Raw genomic sequence first — 22,263 nt, forward strand, 5'->3', positions numbered from 1 at the left:
ACAATCATGATCAGAGGTTTGTGAACGATGTTTGATTTCGCGCGTTTACCTGTTAAGCCTTTATTTATATGGATGGGGCGAGACTCAAATAAACCAACCTAAAAGGTGAGCGTTTTGACTTTTTCGCTTAAAGGCCAGCTGTTGGTGGCCATGCCAGATATGGAAGACGAACGGTTTAAAGACACCGTGATCTATATGTGTGCGCATAGCGAAGAAGAAGGCGCAATGGGTCTTGTCGTCAATAAGCGCATGCCGGACATTCAATTTGCCGATTTGATGGCACAGTTTGACATCAAAGTGAGCGACCAAATTGAAGAAGGCCATGCCGACCCCTATCAACAACCGATCGTCGTGGGTGGCCCTGTGGAAACGGGGCGCGGATTTGTGCTGCACACACCAGACTATCAAACTGTCGATAATTCCATGAATGTGGCAGACAATATGTGTTTGTCGACCACGCTGGATATTTTGCGGTCTATCGCCGAGGGTGACGGCCCTGAAAAGGCCCTGCTTGCCTTGGGCTATTGTGGCTGGGAGCCTGGTCAATTGGAAAGCGAACTTGTGCGCGATGGCTGGATGGTAACATCCGCCAGCGACGAGTTAATCTTCACCACGCCTGTGGAACAGCGTTACCAAAAAGCGCTCAAAGACGCGGGCATCGAACTCGCCTACCTATCTCCGACTTCAGGCAGTGCTTAACTGACGTCCTTGTCTTTATTGGTCGTTTTTTGCGGTGCTGGCTTTTGCGGCGCGGGCTGCGCCTTCTTGCCAGCTTTTTCAGCAATTGCGCGCTTTTTGCTTTGCTGGCGTTCTAAAGCGGCTTGCTGCTTGCGCTTTTCAGCCTCTTTCGCCCTTTGCTCAGCCATTTCCTTCGCTTGCTGTTCTTTTTGGATCTTGCGAGCTCTTTGTTCGGCATCGCGCTGGGCTTGTTTGCGGTTCTTCGCATCCTTGCTCAGCAATTGCACAAACTCTTCGCCTGACACAGCTTTTGAAAACGCAAAGCCCTGCGCATAGCGACAACCCAACCCTTGGATGCGCGCGACTTCATCGTCGCTTTCCGCACCCTCAGCGATCACTTGCAAATCCAGATCCTCGGCCAAAGACACAACCGCCTTCATGATCGGCATTTGCGTTTGAGCGATGCCGTGGCGTTCCGACATCTGCACAAAGGTCGATGGAATTTTGATAAAATCAAATGGGAAGCGGTGCAGATAGGACAATGATGAATGCCCAACACCGAAATCGTCCAACGCCAGCCGGAAGCCAAGACTTTTCAGAGAGTCCAAAATGTATGCAGAGTGCTCAGGGCTTGTCATGATTTGACTTTCCGTCACTTCCAGCAAGAAGCGGCGTGCCACCTCAGGATTTTTAGACACGAGCGAACGCATGTCATTCAACATTGTCTCCGACGCCAATTGCTGCGCGGACAAGTTGATCGACAAGAAAAATCCTTTTTCAACCTCACCACCAGATAGCCAGTTTTTGAGCTGCGCCGATGATTGCTCAATCGCCACGCGACCCAATTTTTCAATCAGCCCCGTGCGTTCAGCCAATGGGATAAATTCCTCTGGACTGATAGCCCCGCGCTGCGGATGGTTCCACCGCATCAGGGCCTCTGCCCCGGCCAAACGACCATCTCGCAGATCAAAGATCGGTTGGAACAGGATCTTCAACTCGCGATTATCGATCGCCTTTTTCAAATCAACGTCTAATGGATTGGTCGGCAATCCCTCATCATTGGTTGTCGTGCGATAGGCTTCAATACGGTCGCCGCCATCCCGTTTGGCGTGCAGCATGGCCAGTTCAGCATTACGCAGCACCTGTGGCGCGGTGATCGGCTTATTGTCGTAAATTGTGATGCCCATGGAGGCAGAAATTGACAGTTCGCTTTCACCAAACTTGATGGGGTCTTTAATCGCCTTGCGCAGTTGCTCAGCGAAATGCGCAATGCTGGCGGCACTGTCCTCTGTGACCAATATCACGGCGAACTGATCGCCATTTACCCGCGCCAATGTGTCCAAGGGCCGCATAAGCCGCGAAAGACGACGCGCGATGGCCAGCAACACTGAATCAGCGGCAACATGGCCAATACGTTCATCAAGGTTCATGAAGCCATCAAGATCAATCAAAAAGACTGCGGGTTTGATGGCGCGCGATTCGCGTGAGCGTGTCAGGGCCCGGTCGAGGCGATCCAAATATAGTTCGATGTTGGGTAAGCCGGTCAAACTGTCATGCACAGCATCATGCAGCAGGCGATCTCTTGCCACGCGTTCGTCAGTTACGTCTTGCAACGTCCCCACACAGCGCGACACTTCATCACTGCCGCCCAAAACAGGTTTTACGCGCAAACGGAAATTTCGGTAGCTGCCATCTTGGCTGATGATGCGAAAATCTGAGGCGACTTTGCCGCGACGCAATTCGACCAGAGTATCCAATGCTGTGCGGAACCGATCTCGGTCTTCGGGGTGCAAGCGCTCGAGCCAAAGTTTGATATCGCCGCGCAATGCACTTGGTTCTTCACCAAGGCGCAAGGCTAAACCGTCCGACACCACCACACGATCGCGCTCGATATTCCAATCGAACACAAAGTCGCCACTGCCTGTGAGGGCAAGCGCCCGGCGCTCAACTTCGGACAGAGCCCCGACAGACACCTGGCCGTCGGTAAAGGCGTGTTGGATCGCGGTGAAGCCCAGCAACATCACAATCAATACGAGCCCGCCCGCCACTGCGGATTGGGCAATATCATTGGTGATCTCGCCGGAAACCACCATGTAGGAAAAGATGAGCCAACCGACGAAAATGATCCAGGTGGGCACAATAAGCACCGCGCGGTCGTATCCCCGCACCGCGAGGAAACCGACCACGACAATGCCAAACACGCCGAGCAAAGCCAGCACCGCGCGGGCAGTGCCCACCGCCAATATGGGTTGGAAAAACGCCAGAATGATCAATGCCAACATCACCAGCATCAGCGCCAATGCCAAATGGATGAAGCGAATGTGCCATCGGTGGAGGTTGAGATAGATGAACAAGAAGCCAAATAAGGTTGTGGCCAGCGCCGCCTCAGCCGCAGCGCGATAGGTTTGCAGCTGGGTGGGGCGAATATCGATAAGCTTGGCCAAGATGCCGAAATCGACCAGCAAATAGAACATAACAGCCCATGCCAGCGCTGCCGCTGCGGGAAAGACCCCGCGCCCCTTCACCACAAACATGATGGATAAAAACACTGCCAAAAGACCTGACACACCCAAGACTGTGCCGCGGAATAGCGTAAAGGCGTTGATGTAGTCGCGATAGGAAGATGGTTCCCACATCACCAATTCGGGTAGTGTTTCATCTTCAAGTTCAATGACATAAGTAACCGTCGCGCCCGGATCGACCGTGATGGAGAATGCATCTGCCTCTTGGTCTGGCACGCGGTTGGGGCGAAACCCTTGACTGGCGGTGATGACGTTAATGCGTTTTCCGCCCAAATCGGTGCGGAACACGCCGGAGCCTGGCATTTGGAAAAAGGGCGCCACCAATAGGCGCTCAACTTGAACATCCAACGGATTGTGAATGGCAATCAATGCCCAATTGGGGTTGGCGCTTGTATCCGTGGCCTGCACTTCGATGCGGCGAATGATGCCGTTCACGTCCGGGGCCGTCGACAACTGTACCCGGCCATCTTGGCCTTCGCGCACTTCAACGGCTTCACTGAGATCAACGGCGCCGATCTTTTCTGGAATCGTAACCACTTCCAACGCTGAGGCCGCCCCGACCCATAGCAATAGGCAAAGGTGCGCCAAAACAATTACAGCCGTACGCAGCGCGCGGAACATTCCCATATTTACTCCCAACGGTTTTTCGTAGCCCGAAAAAGCCGTTACATCAACTTATATGTCGTGGTTATCTTCAGATCTCAAGTGGTTAGACGTGTTTGATAACGTTCTTTGGTGAGCCCAAATAGAACATGGTCTTGCCATTTGCCATCGATCTTTAAATAGCCTTCAGCTTGGCCTTCGCGGGCAAATCCGTTTTTCTCCAGCACCCGCATTGAGCGATGATTATCAACCAGACATGCCGCTTCAGCGCGGTGAAGCCGCAATTCATCAAAAATAAATGGCAAAACTCTGGCAACCGCCTCTGTCATGATGCCTTTATTGATTTGATCCACACTAACCCAATAGCCCAATGTGCCCGCTTGGGCAACGCGGCGGCGAATATTGGATAGGTTTAATCCGCCAACCAATTGAGGATTCTCACCTTTTTCAAAAATGAGAAAAGCGTAAGCCTTGTCCGCTGCCGCATCGGCCCGCGCTTTTTTGACGCGGTGACGAAAAGAGAAACGGGCCAATTCTGTTTCGCCCCATGTCGGTTCATAGGGTTTTAGAAAGGATTGGCTGGCCGCCCGCACCTCAACCCACTGTGGATAGTCCTCTAATGTGGGCAAGCGCAGGCTTAACCGCTCGGATTCTAACGGGGTGAAGTTGTTTAACGAGAAAAGTCGCCCGATCACCCCTTCACTCCTTAGCTTTTCAGCCCGTCTTCAATGCGATCATATGTTGGAAAATGATCAAGTGGCCCAATGGCAGATACAACGGGCTTTGCATTGTGGAACAGCTGCGCTGCAACTTCCATCACCCGATCCGCATCAATGCGGTTGATCCGTTCTACCGTTTCTTCCAATGAAATCGGACGGCCCCACAACAGTTGTTGGCGCGCAAGCTGGCCCGCACGAGAAGATGGCCGCTCAAGCGACATCAGCAGGCCCGCACGGATTTGGTTGCGCACACGCAGCACTTCTTCTTCGGTGATGTTTTGGGTGGCTTGGTGCAATTGGTCCAGCACGACCGGCATCAACTCATTTACATCCTCATCGCCGGTAGCCATGGACACGCCAAAAATGCCCGTATCCGCAAACGCCCAATGGAAGGCGAAAATGGAATAGCACAAACCGCGCTTTTCACGCACTTCTTGAAACAGGCGAGAACTCATGCCGCCGCCCAGAATTGAGGACAAGATTTGTGACGCGTAGAAACCATCGTGGTGATAGGGACGACCTTCCACCCCGATCAGAATGTGCGCCTGCTCATGATCGCGGTTCAAACGACGCTCGCCGCCGGTAAACTTCGCTTCAACAGGGTCTGGCGCGCCGCTGGTTTTCAAGTTTGGGAATTTGCTCGCGGCGATGTCCACAAGCTGATCATGGTCGACATTGCCGGCGGCGCTCATCACCATACGGTCACCAACATACATTCGGTCCATATAGGCGCGGATGGCGTCTGGTGTGAAGCTTTCCACTGAATCGGTCGTACCCAAGATTGAACGGCCAATGGCCTGATCTTCAAAAGCAGCTTCCTGGAACAGATCAAACACATAATCATCCGGCGCGTCATGGCTGGCGCCGATTTCTTGCAAAATCACGTGTTTTTCGCGGATCAGTTCATCCTCGCTAAAACGAGAATTTTGCAAAATGTCCGATAGAATATCAGCGGCTAGGCCGACATCTTCTTTCAACACACGGGAAAAGTAGCCTGTGTTTTCAATGCTGGTGGCCGCATTGACATCACCGCCCACATTTTCAATCTCTTCGGCAATTTGCCGGGCTGATCGGGTCTGTGTTCCCTTGAACGCCATATGTTCCAGCAGGTGCGAAATGCCGTGCTCTTGTTCGGTTTCGCACCGGGAGCCGGATTTAACCCATACGCCCACAGACGCACTTTCGAGGCTCGGCATGGAATGGGTGATCACAGTCATTCCACTATCAAGGGTGGTTGATCGTAAAGGCATTAGCTCTCCTTATTGGCGCGGCAACGCGTTTTGATGAAGTTTTCAACTTCAGTTTGGCTATTCGCGATCACATCATAGCGCTCTTCACGCTCATAGAGATCGCTCAACCAATCGGGCAGCGCCGGGTCGATTTTTGTTGCCGCTTTCACAGCAGCTGGAAATTTAGCCGGATGGGCTGTCGAAAGTGACACCATCGGCGTGGACGTGTTCAAATTTTCTTGGGCGACCGCCACCGCAACGGCGGTGTGTGGATCGAGCAAATAGCCACAATTTTCCAACGTGGCAGCTTGCACCTGTTCGGTCCGGCCCTGGTTTGCGGTGCCAGCGACAAACTCAGCGCGAATGGCGTTGATTTCTGTGGCGGTTAGTTCGAACCCGCCAGATTGTTTCAATTGCGCCATTTGGCGTTTGACCAATTCTGCGTCGCGCCCTGCTGCTTCGAACAAAAGGCGTTCGAAATTTGACGAAATCTGAATATCCATCGATGGGCTGGTGGTTGCGGCCACGCCATCCATTTCATAGCGCCCCTCGTCCAGCGTGCGGCGCAGAATGTCATTTTCGTTCGTCGCAATGATCAGGCTTTTGATCGGCAATCCCATGCGCTTGGCCACATAGCCGGCAAAGATGTCGCCGAAGTTGCCCGTGGGCACCGTAAAGCTGATTTGCCGATGGGGTGCCCCCAATGCGGCAGCGGCGGTGAAATAATAAACCACCTGCGCGACAATGCGGCCCCAATTGATGGAGTTCACACCCGACAGCAACACTGAATCCCGGAAATGATGATTGTTGAACATGTCTTTGACGATGGTCTGGCAATCATCGAAATTGCCTTCAAGGGCAATGTTGAACACATTGTCGTCAAGCACCGTGGTCATTTGGCGCTGCTGCACCGGGGAGACCATGCCTTTGGGGTGAAGAATGAAAATATCGGTGTTGTCGCGGCCGCGAAACGCTTCGATGGCGGCGGAACCTGTGTCGCCAGATGTGGCGCCAACAATGGTTGCCCGCTGATTGCGTTGGCCAAGGATATGATCCATGACACGCGCCAAAAACTGCATGGCCACATCTTTAAAGGCGAGCGTTGGCCCATGGAACAGTTCCAACACAAAGTGGCCAGGCTCAAGCTGCACCAGAGGCGCCACAGCATCGTGGCGGAACGTGCCATAAGCCGCGTTCAACATGCCGCGCAGGGTGTCGTCGTCAATTTCGCCATCCACGAAGGGTGAAATGACTTCAAAGGCGATATCGGCGAAGGGGCGGTTTGCCATGCCAGCGATTTGATCTGCGCTTATTTGCGGCCAGCTTTCCGGCAGGTAGAGACCGCCATCTCTGGCGAGGCCCGCAAGGACTGCGTCACAAAAACCCAATCGCGGTGCATCACCGCGCGTACTTACATATTGCATAAGATCGTCCGAAGGTGGTTTTGAGGGGGCACCCTATTCTTCTGATTTCGATTTCGCAAGTTCTTGCCGGGGGCGACGGGTGCGAATAAGCCAAAAAATTGCCAATATTGGCATGAGCGCGGCAAGACCAAACCATGTGAAGGCATATTCAAGGTGTCGGTTGCTGAAATCAAGCGCTGCATCCGACGCGGCTTGCGGCAAATCACTCGCCACCGGGCTAGACAAATTGACGTAAAACGGCGCCACATTTTCAAGCTCCGGAAACATGACGTTCTGGAGCCGTGCCGGGTTAATCACCCAATCCACTTGCTTGGCCAGGTCAGGTTCCAATGTCGCGCTGCCCACACGTTCAGGTCGTCGCATATAGCCTTGCAGTTCCTGCTTGCCTTTCGGCGCTTGCGCATATTCGGCATCGGGTAAAGTCATCTCCTGAGGGGCAAAGCCGCGATTGACATAAACAACGCCGCCTTCTTCAAGCTGAAACGGCGTCACAATCCAGTAGCCCGGGCCAGAATAGCGATCACGCTTTTTGGGCAGCGAGATGAAAACCCGCGCCTCACAACACTCTAAAAATTCGCCCGTCAGACTCACTTTTTGAAAATCAAACCGATCCGGATCAAGGGTAGCCCATTGGCTTTGATCGGGCACTTCACTGCGTTCGGCATTCAGCCGTTCATTTGCCGAGGCGATCAGTTGCTCTTTCCATTGCAGCCGATCCATTTGCCAAAAGCCAAGTGCCAAAAACAGAATCATGCAGACAAGCAAAAAGCCAACGAAAAAGGCTTTGCCCAATCCAGTTTGCCGCAGGTCTTTTTTGGCGTCACTCATTAGGCTTTTCCTCTTCATCGTCATCTGCCCATTTGGCTTCCTGGGCGTCATTTTTATATTGAAGGGCGATCATCAACCCTTTGAGTGGCCGCAGCAGCGCAAAACTCAAGATGAGTGTGGCCGGAATCCACAGCAGCAGATGGACCAAGATCGGCGGGGAGAAGCTGACTTCAACCACCAGGGCTGCCCCTACAACTAGAAATCCGACAATCATCATGATGAACACGGCTGGACCATCGCCGCTATCCGCAAAGTTGTAGGACAGGCCACAACTCTCGCAATGGTCCTCAACCTTTAAGAAGCCACGCAACAGGTTTCCTTCGCCGCAACGCGGACAACGGCAGCGCAGGCCGGCATAAAATGGTGATGTTTCTTGATGTTCTGTCACTTGTCTTGCCTTTGCCCTACAAACAGAAAGGGCGCGACCAACGGCGCGCCCTTCTTAAACCTTCGTGCCGTTCCCTTAGTGGGAAATGGCGACGCCCCATGCGCCCCAAACATAGATGGAGGCAAACAAGAAGAGCCAAACCACATCCACAAAGTGCCAATACCAAGCGGCAAATTCAAAACCAAGATGTTGCTTGGAGTTGAAGTGGCCAGAAAGGGCGCGGAACAAGCAAACCAGCAAGAAGATCGTACCGACCAGCACGTGGAAGCCGTGGAAACCTGTCGCCATGAAGAATGTGGCGCCATAGATATTGCCTGAGAAGCTGAAGCCAGCAGACACATATTCAACGGCTTGCACATAGGTGAACAATGCACCCAAAATTACTGTGAGCACCAAGCCCCATTTCAAGCCATTGCGATCGTCTGCGAGCAAGGAGTGGTGTGCCCAAGTGACCGTCATGCCAGAGGTCAACAACAACAATGTGTTGAAGATTGGCAGGTGCCATGGATCAAACAGCTCAACACCTTCTGGCGGCCAGTGGCCACCCGTGGCGGCAACACGGCCGATCTGCTGTGCTTCATCCACATAGAAGAACATGTCGAAATAGGCCCAGAACCACGCCACGAAGAACATGATTTCAGACACAATGAACAAGATCATGCCGTAGCGGTGGTGCAATTGCACAACCGGAGTGTGATCGCCTGCATGGCTTTCTTTGATCACATCACTCCACCAGCCATACATCGTGTAAAGAACACCGGCGAGGCCAATGAAAAAGATATATGGCGTCCAGTCTTGCATCCAAGCGATACCGCCAATTGCCATAACAAGCGCTGAAACAGACCCGATAAATGGCCATGGGCTTGGGTCGACCAAGTGATAATCATGATTTTTGGCGTGTGCGGCCATATTTAGCTTCTCCCAATCTTATGAAGCATGGAATGCATAAAAGAGCGTGATTTCCCGAATTGTATCAAGCTCGTCGTTTAAATCCAGCTCCGGATCCAAATAATAAAGAACCGGCATTTGTACTGTTTCATTCGGCGCAAGGGTTTGCTCGGTGAAACAAAAACACTCAATCTTGTTGAAGTATGCTCCCATGGACGCGGGTGTCACATTGAAGCTCGCAACAGTTTTGACAGGCTCATCCGTGAGGTTTGTGGCCTCATAAGTCACTGTAATTTTCTTACCAATTTTATCGACTTGCGTTGCCGCAGGCACTATTTTAACCGGTAAATCAGCGTCGACCTGCGCTGCGAAGCGCACTGCCATCTCGCGGTCGATTGTTGAAATCACACCGTCTTCCGCGCGCTGAGTTGTGCCGCCATAGCCAGTGACCTGACAGAAAATCTGATAGAGCGGCACCGCCGCATAGGCCATGCCCACCATCAACGCAACAACCAGCACCAAACCATAAGCAATGCGCTTATTGGATCGATTTCCGTGATGTTGTGTGTCGACATGTGCCATTACGCGTGTTCCCTACAATGGCCGCTGGAAAATGGCCGGGCCGATTTTCACAATGGTGACGGCATAGAACAGGATCGCCAAAAAGCCCAGAACCAAGGCGAGCGCGATTGAACGCTTGCGGCGGCGTTTGGCGATTTTCTCTTCTTCTGTCAGCTTAACATCTTCACTCATGCGCCGATGCCTCCAAAGTAGTTGGCGACACTCACATCAGCGAGCAGCACCAAATAGACCACGAACAAATAGATCAGCGAGAACGCAAAGAGCTGACGGGCAGCTTTTTTCAGCGCCACATTATCCTTTTGCAACCAAAGTTTCACCGCATAGAACGTGAATGCTGCACTCAAGCCACCAGCGACAAAGCCGTAGGCCAAACTTGCAAATCCCAACAAGGTCGGCGCAACGGAAATTGCAGCCAGAACCAATGTGTAGATCAATATTTGATGTTGCGTGTTCCGCTCTCCAGCCACATTCGGCAGCATCGGGATACCCGCTTGTTCGTAGTCACCCTTTTTATAGAGCGCCAATGCCCAGAAATGGGGCGGCGTCCACAAAAACGTAATCAAGAACAAAATTGTGCTTTCAATAGTCACTGTGCCTGTAACAGCAGCCCAGCCAATCATTGGGGGGAAAGCACCTGCGGCGCCACCAATGACGATGTTTTGCGGCGTCCACCGCTTCAACCACATGGTGTAAATCACCGCGTAGAAGAAAATGGTAAAGGCGAGCAATCCCGCGGCGACCCAGTTGGTCACCAGCCCAAGAATAGCAACAGAGAAGAATGACAACACAAGGCCAAAGCCGAGTGCTTCCTGGCGTGTTACGCGCCCTGCGGGAATCGGCCGATTGATTGTGCGGCTCATGACCGCGTCAATATCAGCGTCATACCACATATTGAGCGCGCCAGATGCCCCTGCCCCGATTGCGATGCACAGAATTGCAACGAATGCGAGAAGCGGGTGCAATGTGCCCGGCGCGATCAACAAACCGACAATGGCCGTGAAAATCACCAATGACATCACACGTGGCTTCAGGAGCGCGAAATAGTCTTCGACTTCCGCGCCGCCCCAGCTCGTGTTGTCACTTTGATTGCCAATATAGGCCATTGTCTCTTTTCCTTACCTATCCGGTTCGATTACTTAACTTTTGGCAAAGTTTCGAACTGGTGGAATGGTGGTGGTGAAGGCAATGTCCACTCAAGTGTGGTTGCACCTTCGCCCCATGGGTTATCGCCAGCTTTGCGCTTCTTCATGACTGATTCAACGATACCAGCGAAGAAGAAGACCAAGCCCAAAGCCATGATCAGATAACCGATCGAGGACACCATGTTCCAATAAGCAAACGCTTCAGGATAGTCGATGTAACGACGTGGCATACCATTCAACCCGAGGAAGTGCTGCGGGAAGAAGATCAGGTTCACACCAATGAACATGACCCAGAAGTGCAGCTTGCCCAATGTTTCATTGTACATATAGCCGAACATTTTTGGGTACCAGTAGTACCAAGCCGCAAAGATTGCGAACACGGCACCAAGGGACAGCACGTAGTGGAAGTGTGCGACCACATAGTATGTGTCGTGCAATGAACGGTCAGCACCAGCGTTGGCCAATACCACACCTGTCACACCACCAACGGTGAACAAGAAGATAAAGCCGATGGCCCACAACATTGGTGTGCGGAACTCAATGGAGCCGCCCCACATGGTGGCAATCCAGGAGAAGATTTTCACCCCTGTTGGCACCGCGATCACCATTGTGGCGAACACGAAGTAGCGCTGTGTATCAAGCGAAATGCCTGTGGTGTACATGTGGTGCGCCCACACGATAAAGCCCACAAAGCCAATCGCAACCATCGCATAAACCATCGCCAAATAGCCGAATACTGGCTTGCGCGAGAAGGTTGAAACAATGTGTGACACAATACCAAAGCCAGGCAAGATCATAATGTACACTTCAGGGTGACCAAAGAACCAGAACAAGTGCTGGAACAAGATTGGATCACCGCCACCTGCAGGATCGAAGAAGGTGGTGCCGAAGTTACGGTCCGTCAACAACATGGTGATGGCGCCAGCCAAAACAGGCAGAGACAACAACAACAAGAAGGCTGTGACCAAAATTGACCATGGGAACAATGGCATCTTGTGCAATGTCATGCCAGGAGCGCGCATGTTGAAGATGGTTGTGATGAAGTTGATGGCACCCAGAATTGAAGATGCACCGGCGACGTGCAGCGACAAAATGGCGAAGTCCATTGCCGGGCCAGGTTGGCCAGAAGTGGACAATGGCGGATAAACGGTCCAGCCACCACCCGTGCCCATACCACCTGGAGGGCCCTCAAAGAACATGGACATCAGCAATAGGATGAATGCCGGAGGCAACAACCAGAATGAGATGTTGTTCATGCGTGGGAACGCCATATCCGGTGCACCAATCATCAATGGCACAAACCAGTTGGAGTAGCCGCCGATTAGGGCAGGCATCACCACAAAGAACACCATGATCAAGCCGTGCGCGGTGGTGAACACATTGTACATGTGCTTACCAGCGTCAAGCGCAGCCGCGCTTTGCCAATCAGCACCATAAACTATCGATGCCAAGCCAGGGAAAATTTGAATACCCGGTTCAGCCAATTCCCAGCGCATAAAGCCAGACAGCGCGCCACCGATGATCCCTGCGATGATCGCAAAGATCAGGTACATCGTGCCGATGTCTTTATGGTTGGTTGAATAAACATAACGCTTCCAACCCGTTGGGTGGTCATGCGCATCATGTGAATTTTGGGCAGCAGTTGCGTTCGCCATTTGCTTTCCTTGCCTCTTTCCTTAACGCCCGAAGATCCCCCTTGAGACCCCTCTTGGGCGGCAAAATTAGCGGCGGGCCTTAAAGGCTCGCCAAAGTCTCGTTCGCAGCCTCGACATCGTCTTCGGCTTCCATAATCTCAGCCCATGCCGCGAATTCTTCTTTTGAAACAACCCGCACTGCAATTGGCATAAAGGCGTGGTCTTTACCGCAAAGTTCAGAACACTGACCGTAGTAAAGCCCTTCTTTACGCACATTGAACCATGTTTCGTTCAAACGACCTGGCACCGCATCTGTCTTGTTGCCAAATGCAGGCACGGCGAAAGCGTGGATCACATCGCCAGCGGTCACTTCAACGCGTACAGTTGTGTCAACGGGAACCACCAACTCATTGTCCACGGCCAACAAATAGGGCTGGCCTGGCTTTTGCTCGGCGATTTCTTCTTTGGTCAACATATATGAAGAATAGGCTGCATTGTTCAGGTCGGGATATTCATAATCCCAATACCATTGCTGGCCGGAAACGCGAATTGTCAGCTCTGGAGCGGGCACGACTTCGCCGCCATCGCGGGAGAAGATGTTTGAGCCAAGGTATTTGCGCTCACCATCTGGCACTGTCATTTGGTCTGAAAGCACACCGAATGATGGCACCGCAATCACGATCAGAATAATGATCGGCACAACAGTCCAGACAATTTCAACCAATGTATTGTGGGTGAATTTGGATGGTGTTGGATTTGCCCGTTTATTGTAACGCACAATGACCCAGATCAATAAGCCGGTTACAAAAATGGTTATAAGAGTGATGATCCACATCAACAAACCATTATGAAAGGCAATCGTTGAGTCCATAATTGGTGTTACAGATTCTTGCAGGCCGATTGCGCCGGGCTCTGGCTGCCCGTTTTGCGCCAAAGCGGCGGTGGGCAAAAGCCCCAATGTGATTGCAGATGTTATTTTAGCCAGACGTGCAAGAAGTTTGCTCACGCCAGTCTCCCTTTGCGACATGTTTAAGCCCTTTTTCGACGGTAACGCATAAGTGTAGGTGAATACACTTGTCAATTCGCGTTACGCCCTAAAAGCGCAGAATCTCGAAACAGACTAAAACCATAACAGAAGGCGCAAAGCAATTCCAAACCCGCAAAATTCGGTGCGTCATATGGCTGCAATCGACAGTTTTGGGCACTTTTTGCACATTTTTATGGAATTTTGCTGTCCGCAAGACCTATTTAAGCAGCGCCGCGCCGCAATTTTGCCATGTGAATAAGCACGCTATTCCATCGCGGCTCGATTGACTGTTGTAGATAAAGGTCGCAAATTCAAAAAACCATTCGGGGTAAAGGAATCGTCTCATTATGCGTTTGATCAAGCTATTTATTGGTGTGCTTATGGCTGGGCTGGTTGTGACCAGTGCGAACGCACAGGGCGTGGTGAAAGGCGACCATGGCGATTGGCAAATGACCTGCGACACCCCGCCGGGCGCTACATTTGAACAGTGCGCCCTGATTCAAAATGTGACGGCTGAAGATCAACCCGGCGTTGCGCTGAGCGTCATCGTTTTGAAAACCGCTGATAAACAGACTCAATTGCTGCGTATTCTGGCGCCGCTTGGCGTGTTGTTGCCCAACCAGCTCGGGTTGGTGCTTGATGGGGAAGACAAAGGGCGTGCGCCCTTCATCCGCTGTTTGCCCAATGGGTGCATGGCCGAAGTTGTGTTGACCCCGGATCTGATCGCAGAGCTTTCGAGTGCGGATACTGCACTCTTTGTGGTGTTCAAGACACCCGAAGAAGGCATCGGCATCCCTGTTTCTATGAATGGCTTTAGCGACGGCTATAACGCTCTACCCTAGATAGAAAATACCAGTCAAACAGGCTCCCTTTCGGGTTGCGACAAGAATTGCCTTGAACCGCCAAGGCGATTGCGGGTAGTTATGCGGCGTTCCAATTTGGCGTTCGCGCCAAGCCACAACAAAGAGTGATCTCATGAGCGAAGCATCTCCCACGGCAAAGAATGCTGTTTTTCTGACCGGCTCCACAATGCGCCACGTCATTATTATGACGACCACTTCGGCGATTGGGTTGATGTCGATCTTTTTCGTCGATGCGATTACGCTCTTTTACATTAGCCAATTGGGAGATCCGAGCCAAACCGCGGCTGTGGGACGCGCGGCCTATGTGCTCGCCTTTATCATCGGCATGTCAGTTGGCTTTATGATTGGCACCTCGGCCATGGTGGCGCGCGCTGTTGGCGCGGGACGCGAAGAAGCCGCAAAATCATATGCTGGCACATCGATCATTAGTGTTGCCATATTCGGCCTGCTTCTGGCGGGCCTGGGCTTCTTGCTCCTCGATTGGCTGATGGATATGCTGGGCGCAACGGGCGAAGCGCTCGATTACGCGCGCACATATCTTTATATCGTTTTGCCGTCGACACCATTTTTTGCCATCGGCATTGTGACCATGGGGATATTGCGGGCGCACGGCGATGCCAAGCGCTCCATGTATATTACGCTGGTTGGCGGCATTATGACCGCCCTGCTCGACCCGTTTTTCATCTTCGTCCTGGGCTGGGAAGTCGTTGGCGCCGCTGTCGTGTCCGCGATTGTGCGCGTGTCGTTTGCCGCGTTGGGGCTTTATTTTGTGATTGGCATTCACAAGGCGATTACGGTTCCCAAGTTCCGCCGCTATTTCAAAGATCTAATTGATATCTTGAAAATCGCGGCCCCAACGGTCGTGACCAACTTGGCCGCGCCGGTTGGTGCTTTTTTGATCGCCCGCGCCGTCGCCGAATATGGGGATGCCGCCGTGGCTGGCCAATCTGTCGTTGACCGTTTGATCCCCCTCGCATTCGGCGTTGTCTTTGCCCTTTCCGGGGCTGTTGGCCCGATCATTGGGCAAAATTTTGGTGCGATGCAAATGACCCGCGTTCGCCAGGCGCTGATCGATGGGCTGATTTTCAATTGCGTTTATATATTGATCGCTTGGGGATTGCTGTTTATTGCGCAAGAGCAAATCATCGCGATCTATCAAGCCGAAGGCAGGATGGCCATTGTCATCCGATTGTTCTGTAATGTGCTGGCAGGTTCGTTCCTGTTCAACGGCATGTTGTTTGTGTCCAATGCGGCCTTCAACAATCTGGGCTATCCACTTTTGGCCACCCTTTCCAACTGGGCGCGGCAAACGCTGGGCGTGATCCCCTTCATCTATTTTGGCGCCATGTGGGCAGGCCTGCCCGGCATCATTTGGGGTGCTTCTATTGGTGCGGTCATATTCGGTATTATGCCGGTAATCGGCGCATTCTGGCTGATCCAGCGCCTGACGCCTGACAGCAAGACACCACAAGAAACTGCCGAAACACCTGAAACACCTGAGGCTGCCGAAGCGACAGCTTCATAAAAAAAGGCCGAGACGCCTATGGGCGCTCGGCAAAGTATTCGGGGGTTAGTTTTCATCAAACTCAGCCCACCATATAGGTTGGACCAGTTTGGTTCTTGTACACTATTGACATTTCCCCCATTCGACTAACAAATAGTATTCATCGAACAAATCAATTTCTGTGATGAATGCTATGGCCAATCCCCTCGACCTTGATCAGTTGCGTACCTTTGCCGTGATTGCCGATTGTGGCAGCTTCACTGAGGCTGCCCGACGCGTGTTTAAGACACAGTCAGCTGTGTCCATGCAGATCAAACGCTTGGAAGAACGACTAGGCGAAAATTTGTTGGTGCGTGACGGGCGCTCCATTTCCCTCACCCGAGCCGGGGATGCGCTTTACCATCACGCGCGGCGAATGCTGGAAATCAATGCAGAGGTCGAGGATTTGTTCTCGTCAGATGTTTTGTCCGGCACCATTCGGATCGGCATACCAGACGATTATGCGGTCAAAGTCTTGCCCATTCTGCTCAGCTCGTTTCAGCAAACGCACCCAAAGATTTTGGTGGATGTGAAATGTAAATCTTCAGAAGAGCTTATTTTGGATTTGCAGCAGGGCGATTATGATTTGATCGTGTTCACCCAAGGCACCAGCCACGAAACTGGCGAATTGTTGCGCACCGAGCCTTTGTCATGGGTGATTGGTCCCGGTTCAGATGCACATTTGCAAGATCCGCTGCCCATCGCTTGCGGCAACAAGCAGTGCTGTTGGCGCACCAACGCTGAAATGGCACTGCGCGACGCAAGCATCAATTACCGGGTCGCTTACACTTCTTCCAACGCCACAGCCATCACCAGCGCGGTTATGGCCGGCTTGGCTGTTGGTGTGCTTGCAGAAAGCTCGATCACGCCAGAAATGCGCAAGCTCGGGCTTAAAGACGGGTTGCCCCCACTCAAAGCCGCCGACATTGCGATCCGCCGCGCTGCTAATGCCTATGGTGGCATTTACAGCGCTTTGGTTGCGCATATTAAGTCCGAGTTGGATCAAGCAATGGAAGATGCTGCATAAGTGGCATCTTTGCCGATCTGGTCCTAGATCAGCTTTTCGCTTTGGCATTTGGCACACCGCGCATTAAAAACCAATCGCTGTGTGCGCCGCATGTTTAATTTTTTGCTGGAAGACCTAGCGCGTTAAAACAAGCGTTCCGTGTAGATTTTCGTGATGTCGCCACCCCAGGGCCCCTCATAGGCATCGAGCATGTGTTGGGCCGGGGTTTTCTCTGTTTCGAGCGTTGTTTTGATCATGTTGAGGAAAACTGACTCGTCAAACCCCTCATAATTTTTGCGACCACGGGCGACCAATCCGGACTTTGCCAAATCATAGACATCTCTTGCGACGTCCAACACTTTGCGTCCGTTGATTTCCGCATCCAGCGCTGTCTTGGCAACATCGGTCCGCAATTGATTGCGCTGCTCTGCGGTCCAGTCTTTGACCAATTGAAGCGCGCCATCCAGTGCTGCTTCATCATAAAGCAGACCTGTCCACAATGCGGGTAGCGCACATATGCTGTCCCACGGGCCTGCGTCCGCGCCGCGCATTTCCAAAAATGTTTTGAGGCGAACTTCAGGGAACAGGGTCGACAAATGGTCTTCCCAGTCAGCTATTGTCGGTTTTTCACCGGGCAGCTGCGGCAGTTCACCTTTCAAGAAGGCGCGGAAGCTTTCGCCAGCGCAATTGACGAACTCGCCCTTGCGCATAACGAAATACATCGGCACATCCAGCGCATAATCGACGTAGCGCTCAAAGCCCATGCCCTCTTCAAACGCGAAGTCCAGCATGCCTGTGCGATCATTGTCCGTGTTTTGCCAAATTTTTGCACGGTAGGACAAATAGCCAGAAGGCTTGCCATCGATAAAGGGCGAGTTGGCAAAAAGCGCGGTTGCAATTGGTTGCAGGGCCAAGCTGGCACGCAGCTTTTTCACCATGTCCTGCTCGGACGAGAAATCCAAATTTACTTGCACGGTGCAAGATCGAAACATCATTGACGTCCCAAGCGTGCCCACATGCTCCATATAAGGCTTCATGATGCCATAGCGAGATTTGGGCATCATGGGCATATCATCAAGCGACCATTCGGGGGCAACGCCAAGCCCCAAAAACTCGATGTTCAGCTTATCTGTGATGCCGCGCAGCAGCCGCAAATGATTGCCCGTTTCCGAACAGGTATCGTGCAGGCCTTCCAGCGGTGCGCCAGACAGCTCTAGCTGCCCGCCCGGCTCCAGTGAAATGGAAGCGCCTGTGCTTTCGTCTTTAAGGCCAATAATATTGCCTTTGTCCAAAAGCGGTGTCCAATTGGTGCGTTTTTGAATCTCGATGAGAATCGCGCCAATGCCATTTTCGCCTTCATAAGGCACAGGCTGATGGCTGGTTTTGCAGAACACAAATTTTTCGTGCTCGGTGCCAATGCGCCAATCGCTTTTCGGCTTGCAGCCCTTCTCCAGCGCGTAAATCAGATCCGCTTTTGATTCAATGAGGGGCGAGTTTTCAACTGCATTGGCCATAGGTGGTCCGTCCGAATTGTTATGTTTGCCACGCTGTGCCAGCGCATTGTATGCAGGCGACAATAACGCGGAAAATTTAGGATGCAATCCTTTTATCGTAAATCACCGATATTTGATTGCACGAGTGTTAACGCGACAATGGCGGCTGTATCGGCGCGCAATATGCGTGGGCCTAAGCTGATCGGAACACAAAAGCTTTGCGCCCGCAATAGCTCGCGTTCCGCTTCCGAAAATCCGCCTTCCGGGCCAATCAACACGGCCACTTTGCTTTGGCCCAGTGGCTTCAAGGCTTTGGCTGCGTCGGTGACGTCAGTTTCCTCATCCGCAAAAATCAGTTTACGCTCGGGATCGGTGTTGGCCCAATTGGCGATCAGTTTTTCCAAGGTTTGCGCTTCGTGCACTGTTGGCACGTTGAGGATTTCGCACTGTTCCGCGGCCTCGACAGCATTGGCCCGCATGCGATCATAATTGATGCGCGACATTTGGGTGTGTTGGGTTTGCACGGGCCGCAGAGCGTTTACGCCCATCTCCGTGGCCTTTTGCACCATAAAATCCAGCCGTGCGGTTTTGATGGGGGCAAAAATATAGTCGATTTGGCTGGGCGGCGTTTGGGCACTGGTTTGCTCTGCCACCTCAAGCTGCGCCGCCTTTTTTGACCCGCTCACCAATGTGGCGCGAAATGCCCCATCTTGGCCATTAAACAGAATCACCTCATCGCCCTCATTTAAGCGCAACACGTTGACCAAATAGTTGGACGGCGCTTTTTCAAGCTTCAATTGATCGCCCGTTGCCAAGGGCTGATCAATAAATAGGCGGGGTAAAGTTTTGTGTTTGCGCGGCATTAGGTTGACATTCCGTGCTTAAATTATAGCGTTCACTGCAACTGAATAGGTGGAAGTGGCAAGTGATGCAAGACAAACCCAATTCTGAACGTATCGCAGATGCAAGTGCAACCAACTGGGTGGATCGCTATGCCCCCCGGGCTATTCACCCCTATGCCAAGATGGCCCGATGGGACCGGCCAATCGGCTATTGGCTGCTATTTTGGCCCTGTGCTATTTCGCTTGCTCTAGCGGCCGTGGCGCGACCTGCCACTGGGTTCAACTTTTACTATTTGGGCCTGTTCTTTTTGGGCGCGATCGCCATGCGCGGCGCTGGGTGCACACTCAATGACATTGTTGACCGGAATATTGATGGCAAGGTGGAGCGGACGCGGTTGCGGCCCATTCCTTCTGGCCAAATCAGTGTGCCGCAGGCGTTCGTCTTTTTGGCGGCTCAATGTTTGGTCGGACTGGTTATTCTTTGGCAATTCAACGACTTCACCAAAATTTTGGGGCTCTCGTCCATTGGGTTGGTGATCATTTATCCCTTTATGAAGCGCATCACCTATTGGCCGCAGCTGTTTTTGGGCCTTGCGTTTAACTGGGGGGCGTTGATGGGCTGGGCTGCCATGTTTGGTGAGTTGCATTATCCCGCCTACTATCTTTATGCGGGCGCAATATTGTGGACCATCGCCTATGACACGATTTATGCGCTGCAAGACCGGGAAGATGATGCGTTGATTGGGGTAAAATCAACCGCGCGTCTTTTTGGCGACTATGCGCAACAGATTTCTGGCCTGTTTTATCTAGGCGCGGCGATCTTGTGGTTTCTGGCCGCAGATGGTGCGGGTGCGGGGCCGGTTTATTATTGGGTCATGTGGGTTGCACCCGCCATTCTGGCTTGGCAAATCCTCACACTGAAACCGGACCAGACACCAAACTGCCTGATCCGGTTTAAATCCAATTTTTGGGTGGGCCTGAGCTTCACCCTCGCGCTCTATATCGAATACGCGATTTAACCGGACACAAGGCCCAGCTGACGACGGTTGAGAAACCGGGGGCGCCGATTGGCTTCAGGACCAAGCTTGCGCCGTGTGGTTTCCTGCCCAACCATAACGCCACCCACATGCTGTGAGTAAGGCACCAATCCGCCATTGCCTGAACGAATAAACAGCGGCAAGCCCAATTGCTTGCCCCAATTTTGCCATTCAGCCACCACGGTGTGGTTGCCCTCTTCTTCAAACACGCGATAATTGAGTTCATCATCCGCGTGGATCAATTCGATTGAGCTGGTGAGAAGGCCATCTTCAGAAATACGCGTGGCCACCGCGACACCATAATACTCTTTAACTGGAACTTTGATTTTGATCGGAACGCCGCTCTTTGAAAGCATTTTGCGCACGGTGACGGTTTGCACATCACCCTGACCGCATCCATTGTCATTCGCTGGGGACAATGTGGGCCAACTCACCCGACCATTTCCAAACAAGATCAAATCAGATCCTGAAACTGTTTTGCCTTGCACCATTTTTATCTCGTGCCTTCCTGTTAACTTGAGAGCTGTTTTTAATTTTTTGCCGCTCTTCTTATGAGGCCAAATTAGCAGGCAAGGTTTGGCATCCCTTTAAAAAACTGGGTTAAGTTTTTCTTGTTATCAAAAGGGTTAGCAGGTTATGACCGTGGGTAACCGGCGATTAACCCAAGCGGGTTCTTGCCTTTATGCTCTGCCTCGCATACGCACGGAAGAGCTTATGTTTCTTAGGGTTTCGGGAGCCTTTGATGGCACAACCAGATATTGCAGAATTGATGGAAGATCTGGAATTGGTCCGAAATGCTGTGGTGGGCGCTGGCATCATCGCCACCGGATTTTTCCGCCAAGATGTAAAAACATGGACAAAAGATAACGCGACGCCTGTCACCGAAGCTGACTTTGCCGTCGATAATTTCTTAAAAAACATGCTCACTGCTGCCCGGCCAGATTATGGCTGGTTGAGCGAAGAAACTGCTGATGATCCGATCCGGATGGAAAAGAAGCGGGTTTTTGTGGTCGATCCTATTGATGGCACCCGCGGGTTTATCCGTGGTGAGGACAGTTGGACGATCTGCATCGCGATTGTGGAAAATGGCGTGCCTGTTGTTTGCGTTATATATGCGCCGATCCGTGATGAGCTTTATGAAGCGGTGGTTGGCCAAGGCGCCTTTTTGAATAAAGAGCGGCTTGAGCGCCGGCATCGCCTGGGTGCTGGCCCGATCATCCCGGCGCCTGGCGCTGTCCATCGTGAATTGGAAGAGCGCGGCATTGATTATGTGCGCGGTCCAGCGCTTCCCTCTTTGGCCTATCGCCTGGTGCAGGTGGCCACAGGCGTGCTCGATATTGCAGTGGCGAGACGGGGCGCACAGGATTGGGATATTGCCGCCCCTGCTTTGATATTATCCGAGTGCGATCACTTCTTAGAAGATGTATGTTTTGGTGTGCCGCGCTTTAATAAGCAAGAAATTCGTCACGGCGCTCTTGCGGCCATGTCTGACCTGACGCTAAAAGACGATGTCCATGATGTGCTGCGCAAGGTCTATGGGTGTCCGGCAGCATAGACGAACACAATAAATGGTGGGTTTATATGAGCGAAGAAAAACAATTGCTGCACTTGGTTTTTGGTGGCGAGCTAGAAGATTTGGAAAATGTGACGTTCCGCAATTTGGATGAGGTTGATATTGTGGGTGTTTATCCCAACTATCAAGCTGCCTATGCGGTTTGGAAGCAGAAGGCACAAATGACCGTTGATAACGCTCATATGCGTTATTTCATTGTGCACATGCACCGCTTGCTTGATCCCGAAGCCAAAGGCTAATTG

General features: G+C 52.2%; 22 protein-coding genes. 7 read left to right on the forward strand and 15 right to left on the reverse strand.

All coding sequences use genetic code 11. The annotated features are described in order from the left end of the window. Positions 1–114 precede the first annotated feature (114 nt). A complete protein-coding gene (locus G549_RS0102055) occupies positions 115–699 on the forward strand; it encodes a YqgE/AlgH family protein (RefSeq protein ID WP_246778325.1) in 585 nt (194 codons plus the stop codon). On the opposite strand, the gene G549_RS18615 is transcribed toward G549_RS0102055, so the two are convergent. The 12 genes from G549_RS18615 to coxB all read right to left on the reverse strand — a co-directional run bounded on the left by G549_RS18615 (position 696) and on the right by coxB (position 13,643). Continuing rightward, complete coding sequence (locus G549_RS18615) at positions 696–3,821, reverse strand: EAL domain-containing protein (RefSeq protein WP_084633902.1); 3,126 nt, start codon at positions 3,819–3,821, stop codon at positions 696–698. The two genes, G549_RS0102055 and G549_RS18615, sit on opposite strands and share 4 nt — an antisense overlap. A gap of 80 nt (positions 3,822–3,901) precedes the next feature. Next, the gene (locus tag G549_RS0102065) at positions 3,902–4,498 is read right to left on the reverse strand and encodes a GNAT family N-acetyltransferase (RefSeq protein WP_027833636.1); all 597 of its coding nucleotides are present in this window, start codon (positions 4,496–4,498) and stop codon (positions 3,902–3,904) included. 11 nt (positions 4,499–4,509) lie between these two features. Further along, positions 4,510–5,772, reverse strand: coding sequence for a M16 family metallopeptidase (locus G549_RS0102070; RefSeq protein ID WP_027833637.1), 1,263 nt, complete (start codon positions 5,770–5,772; stop codon positions 4,510–4,512). Next, the gene (gene thrC / locus G549_RS0102075; protein WP_027833638.1) at positions 5,772–7,175 is read right to left on the reverse strand and encodes a threonine synthase; all 1,404 of its coding nucleotides are present in this window, start codon (positions 7,173–7,175) and stop codon (positions 5,772–5,774) included. Before thrC ends, G549_RS0102070 begins: the two co-directional genes overlap by 1 nt. Positions 7,176–7,208: 33 nt before the next feature. Then, positions 7,209–8,003 carry an SURF1 family protein gene (locus G549_RS0102080; protein WP_027833639.1) on the reverse strand — a complete coding sequence of 265 codons (795 nt, stop codon included), beginning with the start codon at positions 8,001–8,003 and terminating at the stop codon, positions 7,209–7,211. After that, positions 7,996–8,391: a DUF983 domain-containing protein gene (locus G549_RS0102085; RefSeq protein WP_027833640.1), complete on the reverse strand. Its 396-nt coding sequence runs from the start codon at positions 8,389–8,391 to the stop codon at positions 7,996–7,998. The genes G549_RS0102080 and G549_RS0102085 overlap by 8 nt, the downstream gene beginning before the upstream one ends. 75 nt (positions 8,392–8,466) lie before the next feature. After that, entirely contained in the window at positions 8,467–9,300 is an 834-nt protein-coding gene (locus tag G549_RS0102090; protein WP_027833641.1) for a cytochrome c oxidase subunit 3, read from the reverse strand. An 18-nt stretch (positions 9,301–9,318) separates the two neighbouring features. Beyond that, the gene (locus G549_RS18620) at positions 9,319–9,861 is read right to left on the reverse strand and encodes a cytochrome c oxidase assembly protein (RefSeq protein ID WP_036220828.1); all 543 of its coding nucleotides are present in this window, start codon (positions 9,859–9,861) and stop codon (positions 9,319–9,321) included. 12 nt (positions 9,862–9,873) lie between these two features. Next, a complete protein-coding gene (locus G549_RS21890; RefSeq protein WP_162889281.1) occupies positions 9,874–10,032 on the reverse strand; it encodes a hypothetical protein in 159 nt (52 codons plus the stop codon). Further along, on the reverse strand, positions 10,029–10,964 hold the full coding sequence (locus G549_RS0102105) for a heme o synthase (RefSeq protein ID WP_027833642.1): 936 nt from the start codon (positions 10,962–10,964) through the stop codon (positions 10,029–10,031). The genes G549_RS21890 and G549_RS0102105 overlap by 4 nt, the downstream gene beginning before the upstream one ends. A 29-nt stretch (positions 10,965–10,993) precedes the next feature. Beyond that, the gene (gene ctaD / locus G549_RS0102110; RefSeq protein WP_027833643.1) at positions 10,994–12,658 is read right to left on the reverse strand and encodes a cytochrome c oxidase subunit I; all 1,665 of its coding nucleotides are present in this window, start codon (positions 12,656–12,658) and stop codon (positions 10,994–10,996) included. Positions 12,659–12,737: 79 nt separating this feature from the next. Further along, positions 12,738–13,643: a cytochrome c oxidase subunit II gene (coxB, locus tag G549_RS0102115; protein ID WP_245985752.1), complete on the reverse strand. Its 906-nt coding sequence runs from the start codon at positions 13,641–13,643 to the stop codon at positions 12,738–12,740. Positions 13,644–14,011: 368 nt separating this feature from the next. On the opposite strand from coxB, the gene G549_RS0102125 reads away from it, so the two are divergent. The 3 genes from G549_RS0102125 to G549_RS0102135 all read left to right on the forward strand — a co-directional run bounded on the left by G549_RS0102125 (position 14,012) and on the right by G549_RS0102135 (position 17,097). Further along, a complete protein-coding gene (locus G549_RS0102125) occupies positions 14,012–14,506 on the forward strand; it encodes an invasion associated locus B family protein (protein ID WP_027833645.1) in 495 nt (164 codons plus the stop codon). A gap of 133 nt (positions 14,507–14,639) precedes the next feature. Further along, complete coding sequence (locus G549_RS18625; RefSeq protein WP_036220830.1) at positions 14,640–16,052, forward strand: MATE family efflux transporter; 1,413 nt, start codon at positions 14,640–14,642, stop codon at positions 16,050–16,052. Positions 16,053–16,224: 172 nt separating this feature from the next. After that, positions 16,225–17,097 (forward strand): LysR substrate-binding domain-containing protein, encoded by an 873-nt coding sequence (locus G549_RS0102135; RefSeq protein ID WP_027833646.1) that lies wholly within the window; start codon positions 16,225–16,227, stop codon positions 17,095–17,097. Between the two features lie 122 nt (positions 17,098–17,219). Here the strand turns inward: G549_RS0102135 and G549_RS0102140 are convergent, their stop codons facing one another. Both G549_RS0102140 and G549_RS0102145 read right to left on the reverse strand, forming a co-directional pair. Then, the gene (locus G549_RS0102140) at positions 17,220–18,590 is read right to left on the reverse strand and encodes a glutamate--cysteine ligase (protein ID WP_027833647.1); all 1,371 of its coding nucleotides are present in this window, start codon (positions 18,588–18,590) and stop codon (positions 17,220–17,222) included. A 92-nt stretch (positions 18,591–18,682) separates the two neighbouring features. Then, on the reverse strand, positions 18,683–19,432 hold the full coding sequence (locus G549_RS0102145; protein WP_027833648.1) for a 16S rRNA (uracil(1498)-N(3))-methyltransferase: 750 nt from the start codon (positions 19,430–19,432) through the stop codon (positions 18,683–18,685). 65 nt (positions 19,433–19,497) lie between these two features. On the opposite strand from G549_RS0102145, the gene ubiA reads away from it, so the two are divergent. Next, the gene (gene ubiA / locus G549_RS0102150) at positions 19,498–20,430 is read left to right on the forward strand and encodes a 4-hydroxybenzoate octaprenyltransferase (RefSeq protein WP_027833649.1); all 933 of its coding nucleotides are present in this window, start codon (positions 19,498–19,500) and stop codon (positions 20,428–20,430) included. Here the strand turns inward: ubiA and G549_RS0102155 are convergent. Further along, positions 20,427–20,867, reverse strand: a complete 441-nt coding sequence (locus G549_RS0102155) for a DUF6101 family protein (protein WP_169449593.1) — start codon at positions 20,865–20,867, stop codon at positions 20,427–20,429. The two genes, ubiA and G549_RS0102155, sit on opposite strands and share 4 nt — an antisense overlap. A gap of 323 nt (positions 20,868–21,190) precedes the next feature. On the opposite strand from G549_RS0102155, the gene G549_RS0102160 reads away from it, so the two are divergent. Next, the gene (locus G549_RS0102160; protein ID WP_027833651.1) at positions 21,191–22,003 is read left to right on the forward strand and encodes a 3'(2'),5'-bisphosphate nucleotidase CysQ; all 813 of its coding nucleotides are present in this window, start codon (positions 21,191–21,193) and stop codon (positions 22,001–22,003) included. Between the two features lie 26 nt (positions 22,004–22,029). Further along, on the forward strand, positions 22,030–22,260 hold the full coding sequence (locus G549_RS0102165) for a DUF4170 domain-containing protein (RefSeq protein WP_027833652.1): 231 nt from the start codon (positions 22,030–22,032) through the stop codon (positions 22,258–22,260). The last annotated feature ends 3 nt before the right edge of the window (positions 22,261–22,263 follow it).

It is taken from the genome of Maritalea myrionectae DSM 19524 (genome assembly GCF_000423365.1).
Classification (GTDB): Bacteria; Pseudomonadota; Alphaproteobacteria; order Rhizobiales; family Devosiaceae; genus Maritalea; species Maritalea myrionectae.

What these genes read in the sequence shown, in the direction of transcription:
- G549_RS18615 (WP_084633902.1), bottom strand. Translation starts at nt 3,821, where the DNA reads ATGTTCCGCGCGCTGCGTACGGCTGTAATTGTTTTGGCGCACCTTTGC.
- G549_RS0102140 (WP_027833647.1), bottom strand. Translation starts at nt 18,590, where the DNA reads ATGGCCAATGCAGTTGAAAACTCGCCCCTCATTGAATCAAAAGCGGAT.
- G549_RS0102070 (WP_027833637.1), bottom strand. Translation starts at nt 5,772, where the DNA reads ATGCCTTTACGATCAACCACCCTTGATAGTGGAATGACTGTGATCACC.
- ctaD (WP_027833643.1), bottom strand. Translation starts at nt 12,658, where the DNA reads ATGGCGAACGCAACTGCTGCCCAAAATTCACATGATGCGCATGACCAC.
- G549_RS0102125 (WP_027833645.1), top strand. Translation starts at nt 14,012, where the DNA reads ATGCGTTTGATCAAGCTATTTATTGGTGTGCTTATGGCTGGGCTGGTT.
- G549_RS0102105 (WP_027833642.1), bottom strand. Translation starts at nt 10,964, where the DNA reads ATGGCCTATATTGGCAATCAAAGTGACAACACGAGCTGGGGCGGCGCG.
- G549_RS0102080 (WP_027833639.1), bottom strand. Translation starts at nt 8,003, where the DNA reads ATGAGTGACGCCAAAAAAGACCTGCGGCAAACTGGATTGGGCAAAGCC.
- G549_RS0102135 (WP_027833646.1), top strand. Translation starts at nt 16,225, where the DNA reads ATGGCCAATCCCCTCGACCTTGATCAGTTGCGTACCTTTGCCGTGATT.
- G549_RS0102160 (WP_027833651.1), top strand. Translation starts at nt 21,191, where the DNA reads ATGGCACAACCAGATATTGCAGAATTGATGGAAGATCTGGAATTGGTC.
- G549_RS0102165 (WP_027833652.1), top strand. Translation starts at nt 22,030, where the DNA reads ATGAGCGAAGAAAAACAATTGCTGCACTTGGTTTTTGGTGGCGAGCTA.
- G549_RS18625 (WP_036220830.1), top strand. Translation starts at nt 14,640, where the DNA reads ATGAGCGAAGCATCTCCCACGGCAAAGAATGCTGTTTTTCTGACCGGC.
- G549_RS18620 (WP_036220828.1), bottom strand. Translation starts at nt 9,861, where the DNA reads ATGGCACATGTCGACACACAACATCACGGAAATCGATCCAATAAGCGC.
- ubiA (WP_027833649.1), top strand. Translation starts at nt 19,498, where the DNA reads ATGCAAGACAAACCCAATTCTGAACGTATCGCAGATGCAAGTGCAACC.
- thrC (WP_027833638.1), bottom strand. Translation starts at nt 7,175, where the DNA reads ATGCAATATGTAAGTACGCGCGGTGATGCACCGCGATTGGGTTTTTGT.
- G549_RS0102090 (WP_027833641.1), bottom strand. Translation starts at nt 9,300, where the DNA reads ATGGCCGCACACGCCAAAAATCATGATTATCACTTGGTCGACCCAAGC.
- G549_RS0102145 (WP_027833648.1), bottom strand. Translation starts at nt 19,432, where the DNA reads ATGCCGCGCAAACACAAAACTTTACCCCGCCTATTTATTGATCAGCCC.
- G549_RS21890 (WP_162889281.1), bottom strand. Translation starts at nt 10,032, where the DNA reads ATGAGTGAAGATGTTAAGCTGACAGAAGAAGAGAAAATCGCCAAACGC.